Consider the following 17998-nt stretch of genomic DNA (forward strand, 5'->3'; position numbering starts at 1 on the left):
CGCGAATCCTTCTCCCACGCGTGGGAGAAGGTGGCCCGGCGTAGCCGGGTCGGATGAGGGCGCCGGCCATTTTCCGAGCATGACGCAGCTTTCGAATCCGCTCGAAACAGCCCTGATACGGAATGAAAAAGGCCGCCAATCACTGGCGGCCTTTTTCATTATGCGCGGGCCTCTCCCCCTCCTCTGTAGAGGAGAGGGACAAAACCCCTCGCCTCACTCCGCCGCGGCGGGCGGCAGGCGCGGTGTCGTCGGGCGCGCTTCGGCTTCGGCGGCGCGCTGCGTGATGATGAGATCGTCGCGGCCCGTTGCGATGCCACGGAATTTCGCCATGGCAGCGCCCGTGCCCGCCGGGATCAGCCGGCCGACGATAACATTCTCCTTGAGACCGACCAGCGGATCGACCTTGCCATTGACCGCCGCCTCGGTGAGCACGCGCGTGGTCTCCTGGAAGGAGGCCGCCGAGAAGAAGGAGCGCGTCTGCAGCGAGGCCTTGGTGATGCCGAGCAGGACCGGCGTGCCATGGGCCGGCTTGCCGCCCTCCTCGAGCGCCTTGGCGTTGGCCTCCTCGAGCTCGGTGAGATCGACCTGCTCGCCATCGAGGAAGCCGGTGTCGCCCGCATCGACGATATCGACCTTCTGCAACATCTGACGCACGATCACCTCGATGTGCTTGTCGTTGATGTTGACGCCCTGCAGCCGGTAGACCTCCTGAATCTCATTGACGAGGTAAGCCGCCAGCTCCTCCACGCCCTTGATCGCCAGAATGTCGTGCGGCGCCGGATTGCCGTCGACGATATAGTCGCCCTTCTCCACGACGTCGCCGTCCTGGAGATGGATGTGCTTGCCCTTGGGGATCAGATATTCGACCGGATCCGCGCCTTCCTCATGTGGAACGATCGAGAGGCGCTGCTTGTTCTTATAGTCGCGGCCGAATTGCACCGTGCCGGAGATCTCCGCGATGATCGCGTGATCCTTGGGACGGCGCGCCTCGAACAGCTCGGCGACGCGCGGCAGACCGCCGGTGATGTCGCGGGTCTTGGCGCTTTCGAGCGAGATACGCGCGACAATGTCGCCGGCCTTGATGTGCCCGCCCGGCTCGACCGCGATGATCGAGTCGACCGGCAACGTGTAGCGGGCGTCGCCGCCGCGCTGCAGCTTGATCACCTTGCCGTCGGCGCCCTTGATGACGATCGCCGGCTTGAGGCTCGCCGAACGCGTGTTGAGACGCCAATCCATGACGACGCGCTTGGTGATGCCGGTCGATTCGTCGGCCGTCTCGGTCACGGATTGGCCTTCGACCAGATCCTCGAAGCCGATCGCGCCATCGACCTCGCTGACGATGGGACGCGTATAGGGGTCCCATTCCGCGATACGGTCGCCGCGCTTGATCTTGTCGCCTTCGTCCACCTTCAGCCGCGCGCCATATTGGATGCGGTTGACGGCGCGCTCGACGCCGTCCGGCCCGACAATCACCGCCGCGACGTTACGCGCCATGACGATGAGATCGCCGTCCGAGTTGCGCGCGACATGGCGGTTGCGGATATGCACCGTGCCTTCGAAGTTCGACTCGACGAAGGACTGGTCCGCGAGCTGCGCCGCGCCGCCGATATGGAAGGTGCGCATGGTGAGCTGCGTGCCCGGCTCGCCGATCGACTGCGCCGCGATGACGCCGACCGCCTCGCCCATGTTGACGGGCGTGCCGCGGGCGAGATCGCGCCCGTAGCATTTGCCGCAGACGCCATTCTTCGACTCGCAGGTCAGCACCGAGCGGATCTTCACCTCCTGAAGACCGGCGGCGTTGATCGGCTCGATATGCCACTCCTGGATCATCTCGCCATTGGGGACGATGATCTTGCCTTGCTGGTCCCGCAGATCCTCCGCCGCGGTGCGGCCGAGAATGCGCGAGGTGAGCGAGGCGACGACCTGGCCGGCGTCGATGATCGCCCGCATGCGAATGCCCTTCTCGGTGCCGCAATCGACCGTGGTGATGATCGAATCCTGCGCCACGTCGACGAGACGACGCGTGAGATAGCCCGAGTTCGCGGTCTTCAACGCCGTGTCCGACAGGCCCTTGCGCGAGCCGTGGGTGGAGTTGAAGTATTCGAGAACGGTGAGGCCCTCTTTGAAGTTCGAGATGATCGGGGTCTCGATGATCTCGCCCGAGGGCTTGGTCATGAGGCCGCGCATCGCCGCGAGCTGCTTCATCTGCGCGGGCGAGCCGCGGGCGCCCGAGTGGGACATCATATAGATGGAGTTGATCGGCAGATCGCGGCCATGCTCGTCCTTGCGGACGGTGGAGATGCGGATCATCATCTCCTCGGCGAGCTTCTCCGAGCACTTCATCCAGGCGTCGACGACCTTATTGTATTTCTCGCCCTGGGTGATGAGGCCGTCATTATACTGCTGCTCATATTCCTTGGTCGCGCCGCGCGTCTCGGTGATGATGCGCTCCTTCGTCTCCGGAATGACCATGTCATCCTTGCCGAAGGAGATGCCCGCCTTGAACGCCTCGCGGAAGCCGAGAGACATGATGCGATCGCAGAAGATGACCGTCTCCTTCTGACCGCAGTTGCGGTAGACGGTGTCGATCATGTTGGAGATTTCCTTCTTCGTCATCAGCTTATTGGCTGCGTCGAAGGGAATCTTGGGGTTGCGCGGCAGCAGCTGGCCGAGGATCAGACGTCCGGGCGTCGTGTCGAAGATTTTCGACACGCGCTCACCCTTCTCATTGTAGGTCCAGGCGCGGCCCTTGATCTTGGTCTGCAGCGTGATCGCCTTGGCGGCCAGCGCATGCTCGATCTCGCCCTGATCGGCGAACATCATCCCCTGGCCGGGCTCGCCGTCGCGCTCCAGCGACAGATAATAGAGGCCGAGAACAATGTCCTGCGACGGCACGATGATCGGCTGACCATTGGCCGGATGCAGGATGTTGTTCGTCGACATCATCAGCACGCGCGCCTCGAGCTGCGCTTCCAGCGACAAGGGCACGTGCACGGCCATCTGGTCGCCGTCGAAATCGGCGTTGAACGCCGCGCAGACGAGCGGATGCAGCTGGATCGCCTTGCCCTCGATCAGCACCGGCTCGAAGGCCTGAATGCCGAGGCGATGGAGCGTCGGCGCGCGATTGAGCAGCACGGGATGCTCGCGGATCACCTCGTCGAGGATGTCCCAAACCTCCGGCTTCTCTTTTTCGACCAGCTTCTTGGCCTGCTTCACCGTGGCCGAATGGCCCTTCGCGTCGAGGCGCGAATAGATGAAGGGCTTGAACAGCTCGAGCGCCATCTTCTTCGGCAGGCCGCACTGATGGAGCTTGAGCTCCGGACCCACGACGATGACCGAGCGGCCGGAATAGTCGACGCGCTTGCCGAGCAGATTCTGACGGAAGCGGCCTTGCTTGCCCTTCAGCATGTCGGCGAGCGACTTCAGCGGACGCTTATTGGCGCCGGTGATGACGCGGCCACGACGGCCATTGTCGAACAGAGCGTCGACGGCCTCCTGCAGCATGCGCTTCTCGTTGCGGATGATGATATCCGGCGCGCGCAGCTCGATCAGCCGCTTCAGACGATTGTTGCGGTTGATGACGCGGCGATAGAGATCATTGAGGTCCGAGGTCGCGAAGCGGCCGCCGTCGAGCGGGACCAGCGGGCGCAGGTCCGGCGGAATGACCGGGACTTCCTTCAGGATCATCCACTCCGGCTTATTGCCGGACTGAATGAAGGCCTCGATGATCTTCAGGCGCTTGGCGAGCTTCTTGGGCTTCAGCTCGGTGGTCGCCTCGGCGATCTCCTGGCGCAGGCGCGCGGCGATGCCCTCGAGGTCCATCGACTCGAGGATCTTGCGGATCGCCTCGGCGCCGATCATGGCGGTGAAGTGATCCTGCCCATATTCGTCCTGGGCGCGCAGATATTCGTCCTCGGTGAGGAGCTGGCGCTCCTTCAAGGGCGTCAGGCCCGCATCGATGACGATATAGGACTCGAAATAGAGGATGCGCTCGAGGTCCTTCAGCGTCATGTCGAGCAGAAGGCCGATGCGCGAGGGCAGCGACTTCAAGAACCAGATATGCGCGACCGGGGCGGCGAGCGAGATGTGGCCCATGCGGTCGCGGCGCACGCGCGCCAGCGTCACCTCGACGCCGCATTTCTCGCAGATGACGCCCTTGTATTTCATGCGCTTGTACTTGCCGCACAAGCACTCGTAATCCTTGATCGGGCCGAAGATGCGGGCGCAGAACAGGCCGTCGCGCTCCGGCTTGAAGGTGCGGTAGTTGATCGTCTCCGGCTTCTTGATCTCGCCGAACGACCAGGAGAGAATTTTCTCCGGGCTCGCGATCGAAATCTGAATCTGATCGAACGCCTGCGGCTGGACGACCGGATTGAAGAGATTCATGACCTCTTGCTGATTCATGGTCTTCTCCTAGAGACGCAGAACGGATGAAGCGCGCTCGCCTCGCGATGTCTCTCCGCTACGTCCATAAATCTTATGTGCGCATCCCCTCTCCCACTTGTGGGAGAGGGTGGCCCGACGTCAGCCGGGTCGGGTGAGGGTTCCAAGGGCTCGCGCGATCCGCAGCGGCCCTCATCCGACCCCGCTTCGCGGGGCCACCTTCTCCCGCCCTGCGGGAGAAGGAAGAGCGGCGGCCTTATTCGGCCGCCTCGGCCGTCGTCTCGCCAGGCGGCGGCTCCTCGCCCTCCTCGGGCTCGGCGGAGGTGAGCTCGACGTTGAGCGCCAGCGAGCGCATTTCCTTGATGAGCACGTTGAAGCTCTCGGGAATGCCCGACTCGAAAGTGTCGTCGCCACGCACGATCGACTCATAGACCTTGGTGCGGCCGGCGACGTCATCGGACTTCACCGTCAGCATCTCCTGCAGCGTATAGGCTGCGCCATAGGCCTCGAGCGCCCAGACCTCCATCTCGCCGAAACGCTGTCCGCCGAACTGGGCCTTGCCGCCCAGCGGCTGCTGCGTGACCAGCGAATAGGGGCCGATCGAGCGCGCATGGATCTTGTCGTCGACGAGATGATGCAGCTTCAGCATATAGATGTAGCCGACCGTCACCTTGCGATCGAAGGCCTCGCCCGAGCGGCCGTCGAAGAGCGTCACCTGACCAGAGGAGGAGAGCCCCGCCCGCGTCAGCATCTCGACGATGTCCTTCTCGCGCGCGCCGTCGAAGACCGGCGTCGCGATCGGCACGCCGCGGCGCAGATTCTTGCCGACCTCCACCACCGTCGTGTCATCGAGTCCCTCGAGCGACTCGTTCGGCCCATAGATGTCGGAGAGCTTCTCCCGAAGCGGCTTCGTATCCTTGCTGCGCATATAGGCGTCGACGGCGGCGCCCACCTGCTTGCCGAGGCCGGCGCAGGCCCAGCCGAGATGCGTCTCGAGAATCTGCCCGACATTCATGCGGCTCGGCACGCCGAGCGGGTTCAGCACGATATCGACCGGCTGACCATCCTCGAGGAAGGGCATGTCCTCCTGCGGCACGATGCGCGAGACCACGCCCTTATTGCCGTGGCGTCCGGCCATTTTGTCGCCGGGCTGGATCTTGCGCTTCACCGCGACGAAGACCTTGACCATCTTCATCACGCCGGGCGGCAGCTCGTCGCCGCGCTGCAGCTTCTCGACCTTGTCGAGGAAGCGGTTCTCGAGACCCTTCTTCGACTCGTCATATTGCTTGCGCACGGCCTCGATGCCGCTCATCAGATTGTCGTCCTCGACGACGAAGGTCCACCACTGCGAGCGGGGATATTCGTCGAGGATCGCCTGGTTGAGCGGCTGGTCCTTCTTGAAGGTCTTCGGCCCCGCGATCGCGACCTTGCCGACCAGCATCTCGAAGAGACGGGCGTAGGTGTTGCGGTCGAGAATGGCGAGCTCGTCGTCGCGGTCCTTGGCGAGACGCTCGATCTCCTCGCGCTCGATCGCCTGGGCGCGCTCGTCCTTCTCGACGCCGTGGCGGTTGAACACGCGCACCTCGACGATCGTGCCCTGAACGCCCGGCGGCACGCGCAGAGACGTGTCGCGAACGTCGGACGCCTTCTCGCCGAAGATGGCGCGGAGCAGCTTCTCCTCCGGCGTCATCGGGCTCTCGCCCTTGGGCGTGATCTTGCCGACGAGAATGTCGCCCGCCTGCACTTCCGCGCCGATATAGACGATGCCGGCCTCGTCGAGATTCTTCAGCGTCTCTTCCGAGACGTTGGGAATATCGCGCGTGATCTCCTCCGGGCCGAGCTTGGTGTCGCGCGCCATCACCTCGAATTCGTCGATATGGATCGAGGTGAAGACGTCGTCCTTGACGATGCGCTCGTTGAGAAGGATCGAGTCCTCGAAGTTGTAGCCGTTCCACGGCATGAAGGCGACGAGCACATTGCGGCCGAGCGCCAGATCGCCGAGATCGGTCGAGGGACCGTCGGCGATGATGTCGCCCTTCTTCACATAGTCGCCGACCTTCACCAGCGGCTTCTGATTGATGCAGGTCGACTGGTTCGAGCGCTGGAACTTCATCAGACGATAGATGTCGACGCCCGGCTTGGTCGGGTCCTGCTCTTCCGTCGCGCGGACGACGATACGCGTCGCGTCGATCTGGTCGACGACGCCGGCGCGGCGCGAGGCGATGGCGGCGCCGGAGTCGGCGGCGACCACCGGCTCCATGCCGGTGCCGACCAGCGGCGCGTCGGCCTTCACCAGCGGCACGGCCTGGCGCTGCATGTTGGAGCCCATCAGCGCGCGGTTGGCGTCGTCATTCTCCAAGAAGGGAATGAGCGCCGCGGCGACCGAGACGAGCTGCTTGGGCGACACGTCCATGGCGTCGACGCGCTCGCGCGGGACGAGCACCACATCGCCGGCGTGACGGCACAGCACCAGATCCTCGAGCAGATTGCCCTCTGCGTCGATCGGCGCATTGGCCTGGGCGACGTGGTATTTCTGCTCCTCCATGGCGGAGAGATAGGCGACCTCGCTCGTCACCTTGCCGTCGCGCACGCGGCGGTAGGGACCTTCGATGAAGCCGTATTTGTTCACGCGCGCGAAGGTCGCGAGCGAGTTGATGAGGCCGATGTTCGGACCTTCCGGCGTCTCGATCGGGCAGATGCGGCCGTAATGCGTCGGATGCACGTCGCGCACCTCGAAGCCGGCGCGCTCGCGCGTCAGACCGCCCGGTCCCAGCGCCGAGAGGCGGCGCTTATGGGTGATCTCCGACAGCGGATTGGTCTGGTCCATGAATTGCGAGAGCTGCGACGAGCCGAAGAACTCGCGCACAGCCGCCGCCGCCGGCTTGGCGTTGATGAGGTCCTGCGGCATCACCGTGTCGATGTCGACCGAGGACATGCGCTCCTTGATCGCGCGCTCCATGCGCAGGAGGCCGAGACGATACTGGTTCTCCATCAGCTCGCCGACGCTGCGCACGCGGCGATTGCCGAGATGGTCGATATCGTCGATCTCGCCGCGGCCGTCGCGCAAATCGACGAGCGCGCGCACGACGGCGACGATGTCCTCCTTGCGGAGAACGCGCATCGTGTCGGGCGCGTCGAGGTCGAGGCGCATGTTCATCTTCACGCGGCCGACGGCCGAGAGGTCGTAGCGCTCGGGATCGAAGAACAGCGAATAGAACATCGCCTCCGCCGTATCCATCGTCGGCGGCTCGCCCGGACGCATGACGCGGTAGATGTCGAACAGCGCTTCCTCACGCGAGGAGTTCTTGTCGACCGCCAGCGTGTTGCGGATGTAGGGACCGATGTTGATATGGTCGATATCGAGCACCGGCAGCTCGTCGAAGCCCTTCTCGACCAGCAGCGGCAGCGACTTCACCGTGATCTCGTCGCCGGCCTCGGCGAAGATCTCGCCCGTCGACGGATCATAGAGATCCTGGGCGAGGAACTGGCCGTAGAGATCCTCGGACTGGATCTTGATCGCCTTCACGCCCTTCTCGGCGAGCTGGCGCGCGGCGCGCGCGGTGAGCTTCTTGCCCGCCTCGACGATCACCTCGCCGGTGTCGGCGTCGACGATGTCGTTGACGGCCTTCAGCCCCTTCAGCCGCTCCGGGTCGAAGGGCTGGCGCCAGCTGTCGCCGGAGGCCTTGAAGGTGATGGTATTGTAGAAGGTGGAGAGAATCTCCTCGCCGTCCATGCCGAGCGCGAACAGCAGCGATGACGCCGGAATCTTTCGGCGACGATCGATGCGCGCATAGACGATGTCCTTGGCGTCGAACTCTATGTCGAGCCAGGAGCCGCGATAGGGAATGATGCGCGCGGCGAACAGGAGCTTGCCGGAGGAATGGCTCTTGCCCTTGTCATGGTCGAAGAAGACGCCCGGCGAGCGGTGCATCTGCGAGACGATGACGCGCTCCGTGCCATTGACGATGAAGGTGCCGTTCGCCGTCATGAAGGGCATGTCGCCCATATAGACGTCCTGCTCCTTGATGTCCTTGACGGATTTCGCCTGCGTGTCAGGATCGACATCGAACACGATGAGGCGCAGCGTCACCTTCAGCGGCGCGGCGAAGGTCATGCCGCGCTGGCGGCACTCGTCGACGTCGTATTTCGGCGGCTCGAACTCGTAGCGGACGAATTCGAGCAAAGCGACCTGCGAGAAATCGGAGATCGGGAAAACGGATTTGAAGACCGACTGCAGACCCTCGTCGGGACGCCCGCCCGCAGGCTCGTCGACGAGCAGGAACTGGTCGTAGGAAGCTTTCTGAACTTCGATCAGATTGGGCATTTCCGCGGCTTCGCGGATATGGCCGAAGAATTTGCGGACACGCTTGCGACCGGAGAAAGTTTGCGCCGAAGTCTGAGCCATGTCGCCTCTCGATCCTCTTATTGAAAGCGAATAGCGAGTTGCGAATAGCGAATAGAGGATCCTGTCTATTCGCTATTCGCTATTCGCCATTCGCTCCTGGTCATCCGTGCCGAAAACCCTCTCCCGCCATGAAGCGGGAGAGGGCGATTTTCGTCTTACTTGAGCTCGACCTTGGCGCCGACCTTCTCGAGGGCGGCCTTGATCTTCTCGGCCTCGTCCTTGGAAGCGCCTTCCTTGACCGGCTTGGGAGCGCCCTCGACCAGGTCCTTGGCCTCCTTGAGGCCGAGGCCGGTGATCGCGCGGACCTCCTTGATGACCTCGATCTTCTTGTCGCCGGCGGCGGCCAGAATGACGTTGAACTCGGTCTTCTCCTCGACCGGAGCCGCGGCGGCGGCCGCGCCCGGAGCGGCGGCGACGGCGACGGCCGCGGCGGCCGAAACGCCCCACTTCTCCTCGAGGAGCTTCGCCAGCTCGGCGGCCTCGAGCACGGTCAGGCTCGACAGGTCTTCGACGATCTTTTCGAGATTAGCCATCTTGCTTCAGTCCTTCGAATTCGGTTCTGCTTGGTTGGATATGCGCCGCCTATCAGGCCGCGTTCGCGTCTTTGTCGGCATAGGCCTGGACCACGCGCGCCAGCTTTGCGGCCGGAGCGGTCGTGAGCTGCGCGATCTTGGTCGCCGGAGCCTGGATGAGGCCCACGAGCTTTGCGCGCAGTTCGTCGAGCGACGGGAGAGTCGCGAGCGACTTCACACCGTCGGGGTCGAGGGCTTGGGCGCCGAGCGCGCCGCCGAGGATGACGAATTTGTCGTGATCCTTGGCGAAGGCCGCGGCCACCTTGGGCGCCGCCACCGGATCGTCCGAATAGGCGATCAGGGTCGGCCCCTTCAGAAGGGGGCCGATGGAGGCGACGCTCGTGCCGTCGAGAGCGATTTTGGCGAGGCGGTTCTTGGCGACCTGAACGGAAGCGCCAGATTCACGAGCCTGCTTGCGCAGCTTCTGCATCTGGGCGACGGTCAGGCCGGAGTAATGCGCCACGACGACGACCGGGGTCTTCGCAAAGACCTCGTTCAGCGCCGCGACGGCTTGCTTTTTCTCCGCTCTGTCCACGGTTGCTCTCTCCTCGAGCGGGGACGAGCCCCGCCGTTGCGATGAGCCGTCGCATCGCCGCGGGAGCGGCGGGCGCGACGGCGCCGTAGATCCTGTCCCCTCGGCTGAGGGCCGAAACGGCCTCGCCTCGGATCAGAGGGGCGCCAACCAAATTCGAAAGACCGCGCGCGAGCTTTGAAAAGCGCCGCGCCGGCCCTACAATTCCGGTCTTCCCCGTCTATGCAGGCCGCTCGTCGGGGGCGGAGGGCTCCGCCGTCCAGCGAGCCGATTGAGCCGTCCTCGGGGTGAGCCTCGGACAGGCGCCGGCAGTCTCGGACAGGACATGGCCGGACGGGACGCGAGGAATCTCCCCCGGGTCCGCCGGCCTATCCACCGTCTCGCCCTGTCCCCGTATCGGGAATCGAGCTCGACGGAAGCTGATATCTGAAAATGGGGTCGCGAACGCTGGCCGACCCCGAGGGGCCTTATTTAACGACGGCCAACGCTCTTGCCAAGTGGAATCTTCGCTGCGCCCCGGCGCGGCCGAAGGCGACCGCTCGGCCCGCCTGCGTGCTGCGCTCAGGCTCGCGCTCCGCGGCGGCCGCGCCTCACCGCCTCGCCGGCCTCGACATAGGCCAGCTTGACGAAGCCGCCAGCGACGATGAGGGCGATCAGCGTATGGCCGAGGGCCTTGCACATGCGGTCGGAGATGAGATGGAAAGCGCCTTCGTCGCCAGAATTCAGGCGATAGCCGGCGTTGCGTCCTGCGCTTTGCTCAGTGAACATCCACACGACTTTCTTAAAAATCGGCGATCTACGCAAATTTTCCGAAACGCGCCCGCCGGTCTTCACGACCTCGAGCAATAACGGAAGCTGCACTGAGCTTAGCATGGAATTCACAGTTAACAATTGATTAATGGAAAGGCGCAAAAACATCGTTAATCTCTCGCCGGAGAGAGGGGCCGCGCCCCGCCCCGCCGGGGAGAAAACGGCGGCCCTGGGGCCGCCGCCTCGCATCACGCCTGCGTCGCGCCGAGCGTCGCCACATCCACCTTGACGCCAGGCCCCTGGGTGGAGCTGAGCGCCACGCGCTGGATATAGGTGCCCTTGGAGCCGGCGGGCTTGGCCTTGGCCACCGCATCCACAAAGGCGCGGATATTCTCGGCGAGCTTGCCCTCCTCGAAGGAGGTCTTGCCCACCGTACCCTGCACGATGCCGGCCTTCTCGACGCGGAACTCGACGGCGCCGCCCTTGGAGGCCTTCACCGCGCCGGCGACGTCCATCGTCACCGTGCCGACCTTGGGGTTCGGCATCAGGCCGCGCGGGCCGAGCACCTTGCCGAGGCGGCCGACGAGCGGCATCAGCTCCGGGGTGGCGATGCAGCGATCGAACTCGATCGTGCCGCCCTGGACGATGGTGACGAGATCCTCGGCGCCGACGATATCCGCGCCGGCGGCCTTGGCCTCATCGGCCTTGGGGCCGCGGGCGAAGACCGCGACGCGCAGCGTGCGGCCGGTGCCATTCGGCAGGTTGACGACGCCGCGCACCATCTGGTCCGCATGCTTGGGGTCGACGCCGAGATTCATCGCGATCTCGATGGACTCGTCGAATTTGGCGGTGGCGTTGGCGCGAACCAGCTTGATCGCCTCGTCGACCGGGTAGAGCTTGGTGCGCTCGACGGCCTGGCGCGCCTTGGCGATGCGTTTTCCGATATGGGCCATGATCTCACCCCACCACTTCGAGGCCGATGGAACGGGCGGAGCCCTCGATCATCGACGCGGCCGACTCGATCGACGTCGTGTTGAGGTCCTGCAGCTTCTTCGCGGCGATCTCGCGAATCTGCGCCCGTGTGACCTGGCCGACGAAACCGCGTCCGGTCGTCTTCGAGCCCGATTTGACGCCCGCCGCCTGCTTCAGGAAGTAGGAGACCGGCGGCTGCTTCAGCTCGAAGGTGAAGGAGCGATCCTGAAAGGCCGTGATGATGACGGGGATGGGCGTCCCCTTCTCCATCTGCGCCGTCTTGGCGTTGAAGGCCTTGCAGAATTCCATGATGTTGAGGCCGCGCTGACCGAGCGCGGGACCGATCGGCGGCGACGGATTGGCCGCGCCCGCCGGCACTTGCAGCTTGATGTAGCCGGCGATTTTCTTCGCCATGTCTCATCTCCAACATTGAGCGGCCGGACACGCTTCCGCGTCCCGAGCCGCCGGTTGCAGTTCGTGGTCCGACGCGTGATCCCCCTGGCGACAGGGGCGCGCCCGCCACGGCTTTTTCCTTCCCCCGCTCGCGAGAGAAGGCGTCGCGCGAATGCGCGACGGTGAGGACTCTCGAAGCGCCCTCACCCGACCCGGCTTACGCCGGGCCACCCTCTCCCGCGAGCGGGAGAGAGAATTCGTGGAATCAAACCTTCTCCACCTGCGCGAATTCCAGCTCCACCGGCGTCGGCCGGCCGAAGATGGATACCGCCACCTTGAGCCGCGAGCGGGCGTCGTCGACCTCTTCCACTACTCCGTTGAAGGAGGCGAAGGGGCCGTCGGCCACGCGGACCGTCTCGCCGATCTCGAAGGAGATGGAGGGCTTGGGGCGCTCGACGCCATCGGCCACCTGGCCCTTGATGCGCATCGCCTCCGCCTCGCTGATCGGCATCGGCTTATTGTCTGCGCCGAGGAAGCCGGTCACTTTCGGCGTGTTCTTGATGAGAGAGAACACTTGGTCGGAGAGGTCGCATTTCACCAGCACATAGCCGGGGAAGAACTTGCGCTCCGAGCTGACCTTGCGGCCGCGGCGCACCTCGATGACCTGCTCGGTCGGCACGAGAATCTCCTCGAACTGATCGGAGAGATTGCGCTGCGCGGCGCCCTCGCGAATGGAGTCGGCGACCTTCTTCTCGAAGTTCGAATAGGCGTGGACGATATACCAGCGCATGCTCACGGCGCGACAAGCTCCAAAATTTCGCTCTCGACGATCGGCGCGCCGGCGGGTTCCTCGGCCTTACTGGCCGATCCGCAGCAGCATGCCCACGGCGAGTCGCAGCCCCTGATCGACGACGACGAAGAAAATGCTCGCGGCCAGCACCATGAGGACCACCAGGCCGGAGGTGATGAGGGTCTCGCGGCGGGTCGGCCACGCGACCTTGCTCGCTTCCGAGCGCACTTCTTGCAGGAACTGAAACGGATTGGCCATGCTTCACCGAGCCGAGATGTTTCACCGAGCCGAGGACCGCGGCCACGGGACTCATCGGGACCGCCACAAAACAGTCGCGGCGCGAGACCCCAGGCCGCGCGCCACGCATCTGGTGCTTATAATCGAGTAAGGCGGGGCCGCCAAGCGGAAATTCAGGCCCCCGGGAAAACGCGGTTCCGAGCCCGGAGCCGCCCGCCTGCTCACCCAGCCGCCGACGCGCCATTATGCTTGGCGAACCAGGCGCGCGCCTCGTCGCGCGTGCGCTCCAGCTCGCGCAGAGCGCCGTCCAGCTTCGCCTCGTAATCGGTGAAGCTCTCGCTCGGATCGAAGACATCCGCCGCCAGCGAATAAGGGGTTGCGATCTTGAGCTCGGCGCGCAGGCCTTCCTCGGTCTCCACCGCCGCAAAATAGAATTTCGCCATTGCTGCCGCTCCTCGAATATAGGCGCCGCAGAGTCAAGATAGGACAGCCAGAGCCTGCGCCAATGCGACGAATCCGCCGATGTCGATCTCCTCGGCGCGGCGCGTCTCCTCTATGCCCGCCCGCGCCAGCAGCGCGGCCACGTCCAGGCCCGGCTTCGGCAGAGATTTCAGGCTCTGGCGCAGCATTTTGCGGCGCTGGCCGAAGGCGGCGCGCGTCACCTGCGACAATAGCTTCGGATCGCAAGGCAGCGGCGACGCATTGGGAATGAGCTCCACCACGGATGACGTCACCTTGGGCGGCGGCGTGAAGGCCGAGGGCGAGAGGTCGAACAATATGCGCGAGCGCGTCCGCCATCCGCAGAGCACGGCGAGGCGGCCATAATCGGCGCGCTGCGCGGGCGTCGCGACGATGCGCTCGGCAACCTCGCGCTGGAACATCAGCACATAGCGATCGAAGACGGAAGGCCAAGGCTCCGTCTCGATCCAGCGGGCCAGCAGCTCGGTGGCGATATTGTAGGGGAGGTTCGCGCAGATGCGCGCCGGCCCGCCGAGCCCGTGCAGCCGCGCCAGCTCCGCCGGATCGAGCGCCAGCGCATCGCCCTCGACGATGACCAGCCGCCCAGGATAGCGCGCCTCTATCTCGCGCAGCGCCGGAATGCAGCGCGAATCGCGCTCCACGGCGATGACGCGCCCCGCCCCCTCGGCGAGCAGCGCGCGGGTGAGGCCGCCGGGACCGGGGCCGATCTCGACGATGGTCGCGCCCGCGAGCGGGCCGGCGGCGCGAGCGATGCGGGCGGTGAGGTTGAGGTCGAAAAGAAAATTCTGGCCGAGCGCCTTGCTGGCCATCAGCCCATGGCGCGCGACCACCTCGCGCAATGGCGGCAGATCGTCGATCATCGCGCCGTCATTCGGTCGGCGAGGCGGATCGCCTCTATGACGCTCGTCGCCTCGGCGACTCCCTTCCCGGCTATGTCGAAAGCCGTGCCATGGTCCGGCGATGTGCGCACGAAGGGCAGGCCGAGCGTGACATTGACGCCGCGATCGAAGGCCAACGTCTTTATGGGGATCAGCGCCTGATCATGCGTCGGACAGATGGCGACGTCATAGCGCGCGCGGGCGGCGGCGTGGAACATGGTGTCGGCCGGATGCGGGCCGGTGGCGTCTATCCCGCGCGCGCGCAGCTCGGCCACGGCGGGGGCGATCACGTCGATCTCCTCGCGGCCCATGGCGCCGCTCTCGCCGGCGTGCGGATTGAGCCCGGCGAAGGCGAGGCGCGGCGAAGCGAGGCCGAAGCGGGACGAAAGATCGGCGGCGACGATCACCCCGGTTTCCACCAGCAGCTCGCGGGTGAGCAGGCGCGGAACCTCGGCGAGCGCGACATGGATCGTCGCCGGAACGACGGCGAGCTCCTCGGCGTAGAGCATCATCACCGGGCGGAAGGGGCGCCCGAACCGCCGCTCCGCCAGCGCCGCGAGAAACTCCGTATGGCCCGGATGCGCGAAGCCGGCGGCGTAGAGCACATTTTTGGCGATCGGATTGGTGACGAGCGCGCGCGCTTTTCCCTCCGCGACCAGCTCGACGGCCCGCTCTATGGAGAGGATCGTCGCCGCCGCGTCGGCGGGCTCGGGCGCGCCGGGAACTCCTCGAACCGAAAGCCCGAGCGGCACGACCGGCAGAGCCGCGTCGAAAACCGCCGCCGCCCCCTCCGGCGCGACCTCGCGCAGCGCGATCTCGAGCCCGAGCGCCGCCGCCGTCCGCGCGAGCTGCGCCGGATCGGCGAGCGCGAAGAAAGGCGGCAGAGCCCGCGCCTTGCGCGCGGCATAGGCCTTCAGCGTCAGCTCCGGGCCGATGCCGGAAGGGTCGCCCTGGGTGAGAGCGAGGGGGAGTCTGGTCAATCTGTCGTCCCGAGCTTGCGCGGGCGAAACCTTCCCGCGGTCACGAAGTCCTAGCCTTCGAGATACCGATAGATCACGACGAAAGGCGAAACCACCCCTATCCACTCAATGCGGTTCTGCGTCGCGGGATGGTCGGCGATCCGCCGGTAGAGGGTTCAAAGACGCCGCGGTGTTTGCCGACAGTCGGAGGTCCGGCGACGCCATCGAGATAGGCGAGAACTCTCGCCAGATCGACATTGGCCTTTCGCGCAACCTCGAGCCTTTCACGCGACAAAGAGACGCGCCTTCAGCACGCCTCGGCGCGGACCAGAGCGTCGAGTTGCGAGAGATGCTCGTCCAGCGTCATTGCTCCACCGGCCGCGACCTCCTCCACCGCCACATCGACGAGAAGTTTCGCCCAAGCCAGACGAGCGACAACGAGATCCACGAGGGCAAGAACGACCATCTCACAATCAAAATTGACTCGGAAAAGGACCTGTTACTGGCCACGCACCGAATACGGATCGGTCGTCGAGGCAGACACCCGAATCGTCATGCCAGGTTTAAAATTCGGCGACAGTCGTTCCGCTGGAATCTGAATGCGCTGCGAATAGTTTTTTCCGTCGGCGGGCGACACGTACTCGACGAACATTACAAAATATCTCTTGACCGGAAATTCGGATGTTCGATCAAGTTCGCGCTCACTGGCCGAGTCGCAGGGGATCGAGCCCGGCGGCACGGGTTTGTGATCCCGCTCTTCTGGCCAGCCATTCTTAATTTTTGGGCGGTAGTAGTCGCACAGCTGTTCCGCTTTCGTGATGCGAGCGTCAATGGTTCGATATGGATCGAACAGACCGATAAGCGCGTTGAAGGCGACCAAGCCCACGGCGCCGAACACGAATCTGACAACGCCGCGCACATGATCGTCGTGCGTTAGAGACTCTGAGAAACGTCTGGCCTTCTGTCCTGCTGGATCGCCGTCCATCATCTACCCGGAACTGACACACGTCGGCGCGCGCTGTGCCAAGTTTAGAGTTCTCGAGCTTCGTAACAGCCAGCGCCGTCGGCGCTTGGCAAAATAGCTATTGAGCGGCGCTGTTGAAAGGGCTGCTTCTGACGCATTGGCGAAATTCAAATCGACCCGCTTTCCGTACTCGGCATGCTGATGTCCCGGTCGAAAAAATCCTGCGTCGATCGTCTCACTCGCTCCCCGGCGGGCGATAGGTCAATATATCGTCCGCCTTCAGCCAGCCCTGCGTGCCTTCCTTGAACTGCGCCTGGGCGCGCGTCGCTTGCGTGCGCGCCTCGACATATTTGCCGGCGACGAAGAGGCCCTCGGCCGCCGCGAGTTGCGCCTTGGCGTTCTCGCCCTTGCGGAAATAGGCCATGGACAGAAACTCCCAGGCGTCGGCGCTATCCTCGTCGCGCTGCGTCGCATTGGCGAGCACGCTCACGGCCTCGTTCAGCAGCTTGGGATCGTCGGCTGAGACCAGCGCATGGCCGAGCAGCACGCGGATCGGCGTCGCGCCCGGCCCGGCGATGGCGGCCGCCTTGCGCAAAGGCGCGATGGCCTGATTGGCGCGGCCGGCCTCGAGCAATATCTGCCCCTTCAGCTCCCAAAAGTAAGGGTTCTTCGGATCGGCCGCGACCAGGGCGTCGGCGCCGCGCAGCGCATCCTCCAGCCGGCCGAAGCGATTATCGGCGATGACGCGGGCGTAGCGCGCCGGTAGCGAAAGATCGGAGATGGGATAGCGCCGCGCCACCTCGCCGGAATTGCCCATGAAGCCGATGAGCTTGGCGCGCATCAGATCGTGACGGGCCTGCAGCGCCGGCGAGTCCGGGACATCGAAATAGGGCGATTGCTTGGCGGCCTGATCGAGGTTGGAGATGCGCTCGTTCGGCAGCGGATGCGACAGCAGATAGGGATCGATCGCCGTCGTCTTGAACAAGGATTCGCTGGCGAAGCGGTTGAACACTTCCAGCATGCCCTTGGCGGATTGATGCGTCGCCGTGAGGAAGCGCACCGCCATGCGGTCGGCGGCCTGCTCCTCGCCGCGCTGATAGGCGAGCAGCGAGCGCTTCACCGCCTCTTGCGGGCCGAGCAATATTCCGACGGCGCCGGCGGAATCCATGCCCACCTGCCCGTCGCGGCGGTTGAAGGCGCCGCGCGCCGCGACCATGGCGCCGGCGCTCGCCAGCATGCCGGCGACGGAGAGGATGGTCGCCTTGGCGAGCTCCTGGCGCCCGCGCGCCAAATGGCCGCCGGCGATATGGCCGGTCTCATGCGCGAGCACGCCGATGATCTCATTGGGCGTCTTCGCCTCCATCAGCGCGCCCGTGTTGACGAAGATTTTCTGCCCGTCGGCAACGAAGGCGTTGAAGGAGCGGTCGCCGACCAGAATGATCTTGGCCGCCTCGCTGTGAATCCCCGCCGCCTTCAGCACAGGCGCGGTGTAGTCCCGCAATAATTGCTCGATCTCCGCGTCGCGGATGATCGACACGCGCGGGCCGTCTTCCTCCGCGCGCGCGGGCGCGCAGAGCGCGAAGATCAGGAGACCGGTGAGAAGCGTCCGCCGCTTGCCGCTTTTGCGATCCATGGGCGGAGAGTGGCGTAAGCCAGGACGGAAGGCAAACCGCGTCACGAGGC

General features: G+C 64.9%; 15 protein-coding genes. All 15 read right to left on the reverse strand.

What is annotated here, in order from left to right:
• Nucleotides 1–213 precede the first annotated feature (213 nt).
• The gene (gene rpoC, locus METLW3_RS0119975; RefSeq protein ID WP_024881581.1) at nucleotides 214–4404 is read right to left on the reverse strand and encodes a DNA-directed RNA polymerase subunit beta'; all 4191 of its coding nucleotides are present in this window, start codon (nucleotides 4402–4404) and stop codon (nucleotides 214–216) included.
• 235 nt (nucleotides 4405–4639) lie between these two features.
• Nucleotides 4640–8788, reverse strand: coding sequence for a DNA-directed RNA polymerase subunit beta (gene rpoB / locus METLW3_RS0119980; protein WP_024881582.1), 4149 nt, complete (start codon nucleotides 8786–8788; stop codon nucleotides 4640–4642).
• A 155-nt stretch (nucleotides 8789–8943) separates the two neighbouring features.
• On the reverse strand, nucleotides 8944–9321 hold the full coding sequence (rplL, locus tag METLW3_RS0119985) for a 50S ribosomal protein L7/L12 (RefSeq protein ID WP_018267526.1): 378 nt from the start codon (nucleotides 9319–9321) through the stop codon (nucleotides 8944–8946).
• A gap of 52 nt (nucleotides 9322–9373) precedes the next feature.
• Nucleotides 9374–9895: a 50S ribosomal protein L10 gene (rplJ, locus tag METLW3_RS0119990; RefSeq protein ID WP_024881583.1), complete on the reverse strand. Its 522-nt coding sequence runs from the start codon at nucleotides 9893–9895 to the stop codon at nucleotides 9374–9376.
• 558 nt (nucleotides 9896–10453) lie between these two features.
• On the reverse strand, nucleotides 10454–10810 hold the full coding sequence (locus METLW3_RS0119995) for a hypothetical protein (RefSeq protein ID WP_157096066.1): 357 nt from the start codon (nucleotides 10808–10810) through the stop codon (nucleotides 10454–10456).
• A gap of 80 nt (nucleotides 10811–10890) precedes the next feature.
• Entirely contained in the window at nucleotides 10891–11595 is a 705-nt protein-coding gene (rplA, locus tag METLW3_RS0120000; RefSeq protein ID WP_024881585.1) for a 50S ribosomal protein L1, read from the reverse strand.
• Nucleotides 11596–11599: 4 nt separating this feature from the next.
• On the reverse strand, nucleotides 11600–12028 hold the full coding sequence (rplK, locus tag METLW3_RS0120005; protein WP_018267520.1) for a 50S ribosomal protein L11: 429 nt from the start codon (nucleotides 12026–12028) through the stop codon (nucleotides 11600–11602).
• A gap of 244 nt (nucleotides 12029–12272) precedes the next feature.
• Entirely contained in the window at nucleotides 12273–12803 is a 531-nt protein-coding gene (nusG, locus tag METLW3_RS0120010) for a transcription termination/antitermination protein NusG (protein WP_024881586.1), read from the reverse strand.
• Nucleotides 12804–12863: 60 nt separating this feature from the next.
• A complete protein-coding gene (gene secE, locus METLW3_RS0120015) occupies nucleotides 12864–13055 on the reverse strand; it encodes a preprotein translocase subunit SecE (RefSeq protein WP_024881587.1) in 192 nt (63 codons plus the stop codon).
• A gap of 200 nt (nucleotides 13056–13255) precedes the next feature.
• A complete protein-coding gene (locus METLW3_RS0120020) occupies nucleotides 13256–13477 on the reverse strand; it encodes a hypothetical protein (protein WP_024881588.1) in 222 nt (73 codons plus the stop codon).
• 33 nt (nucleotides 13478–13510) lie between these two features.
• Entirely contained in the window at nucleotides 13511–14374 is an 864-nt protein-coding gene (gene rsmA / locus METLW3_RS0120025; RefSeq protein ID WP_024881589.1) for a 16S rRNA (adenine(1518)-N(6)/adenine(1519)-N(6))-dimethyltransferase RsmA, read from the reverse strand.
• Entirely contained in the window at nucleotides 14371–15372 is a 1002-nt protein-coding gene (gene pdxA, locus METLW3_RS0120030; protein WP_024881590.1) for a 4-hydroxythreonine-4-phosphate dehydrogenase PdxA, read from the reverse strand. Before pdxA ends, rsmA begins: the two co-directional genes overlap by 4 nt.
• A gap of 286 nt (nucleotides 15373–15658) precedes the next feature.
• Nucleotides 15659–15817, reverse strand: coding sequence for a hypothetical protein (locus METLW3_RS28375; protein WP_157198955.1), 159 nt, complete (start codon nucleotides 15815–15817; stop codon nucleotides 15659–15661).
• Between the two features lie 33 nt (nucleotides 15818–15850).
• Nucleotides 15851–16339 (reverse strand): hypothetical protein, encoded by a 489-nt coding sequence (locus METLW3_RS25940; protein ID WP_157096068.1) that lies wholly within the window; start codon nucleotides 16337–16339, stop codon nucleotides 15851–15853.
• Between the two features lie 211 nt (nucleotides 16340–16550).
• A complete protein-coding gene (locus METLW3_RS0120040) occupies nucleotides 16551–17948 on the reverse strand; it encodes a M48 family metalloprotease (RefSeq protein WP_024881592.1) in 1398 nt (465 codons plus the stop codon).
• Nucleotides 17949–17998: the final 50 nt, after the last annotated feature.

This window comes from Methylosinus sp. LW3, from assembly GCF_000527115.1.
Taxonomy (GTDB): Bacteria; Pseudomonadota; Alphaproteobacteria; order Rhizobiales; family Beijerinckiaceae; genus Methylosinus.

What these genes read in the sequence shown, in the direction of transcription:
- rsmA (WP_024881589.1), bottom strand. Translation starts at nt 14,374, where the DNA reads ATGATCGACGATCTGCCGCCATTGCGCGAGGTGGTCGCGCGCCATGGG.
- secE (WP_024881587.1), bottom strand. Translation starts at nt 13,055, where the DNA reads ATGGCCAATCCGTTTCAGTTCCTGCAAGAAGTGCGCTCGGAAGCGAGC.
- rplL (WP_018267526.1), bottom strand. Translation starts at nt 9,321, where the DNA reads ATGGCTAATCTCGAAAAGATCGTCGAAGACCTGTCGAGCCTGACCGTG.
- METLW3_RS28375 (WP_157198955.1), bottom strand. Translation starts at nt 15,817, where the DNA reads ATGGTCGTTCTTGCCCTCGTGGATCTCGTTGTCGCTCGTCTGGCTTGG.
- rplK (WP_018267520.1), bottom strand. Translation starts at nt 12,028, where the DNA reads ATGGCGAAGAAAATCGCCGGCTACATCAAGCTGCAAGTGCCGGCGGGC.
- METLW3_RS0119995 (WP_157096066.1), bottom strand. Translation starts at nt 10,810, where the DNA reads ATGTTTTTGCGCCTTTCCATTAATCAATTGTTAACTGTGAATTCCATG.
- METLW3_RS0120040 (WP_024881592.1), bottom strand. Translation starts at nt 17,948, where the DNA reads ATGGATCGCAAAAGCGGCAAGCGGCGGACGCTTCTCACCGGTCTCCTG.
- rplA (WP_024881585.1), bottom strand. Translation starts at nt 11,595, where the DNA reads ATGGCCCATATCGGAAAACGCATCGCCAAGGCGCGCCAGGCCGTCGAG.
- METLW3_RS0120020 (WP_024881588.1), bottom strand. Translation starts at nt 13,477, where the DNA reads ATGGCGAAATTCTATTTTGCGGCGGTGGAGACCGAGGAAGGCCTGCGC.
- METLW3_RS25940 (WP_157096068.1), bottom strand. Translation starts at nt 16,339, where the DNA reads ATGATGGACGGCGATCCAGCAGGACAGAAGGCCAGACGTTTCTCAGAG.
- rpoB (WP_024881582.1), bottom strand. Translation starts at nt 8,788, where the DNA reads ATGGCTCAGACTTCGGCGCAAACTTTCTCCGGTCGCAAGCGTGTCCGC.
- rpoC (WP_024881581.1), bottom strand. Translation starts at nt 4,404, where the DNA reads ATGAATCAGCAAGAGGTCATGAATCTCTTCAATCCGGTCGTCCAGCCG.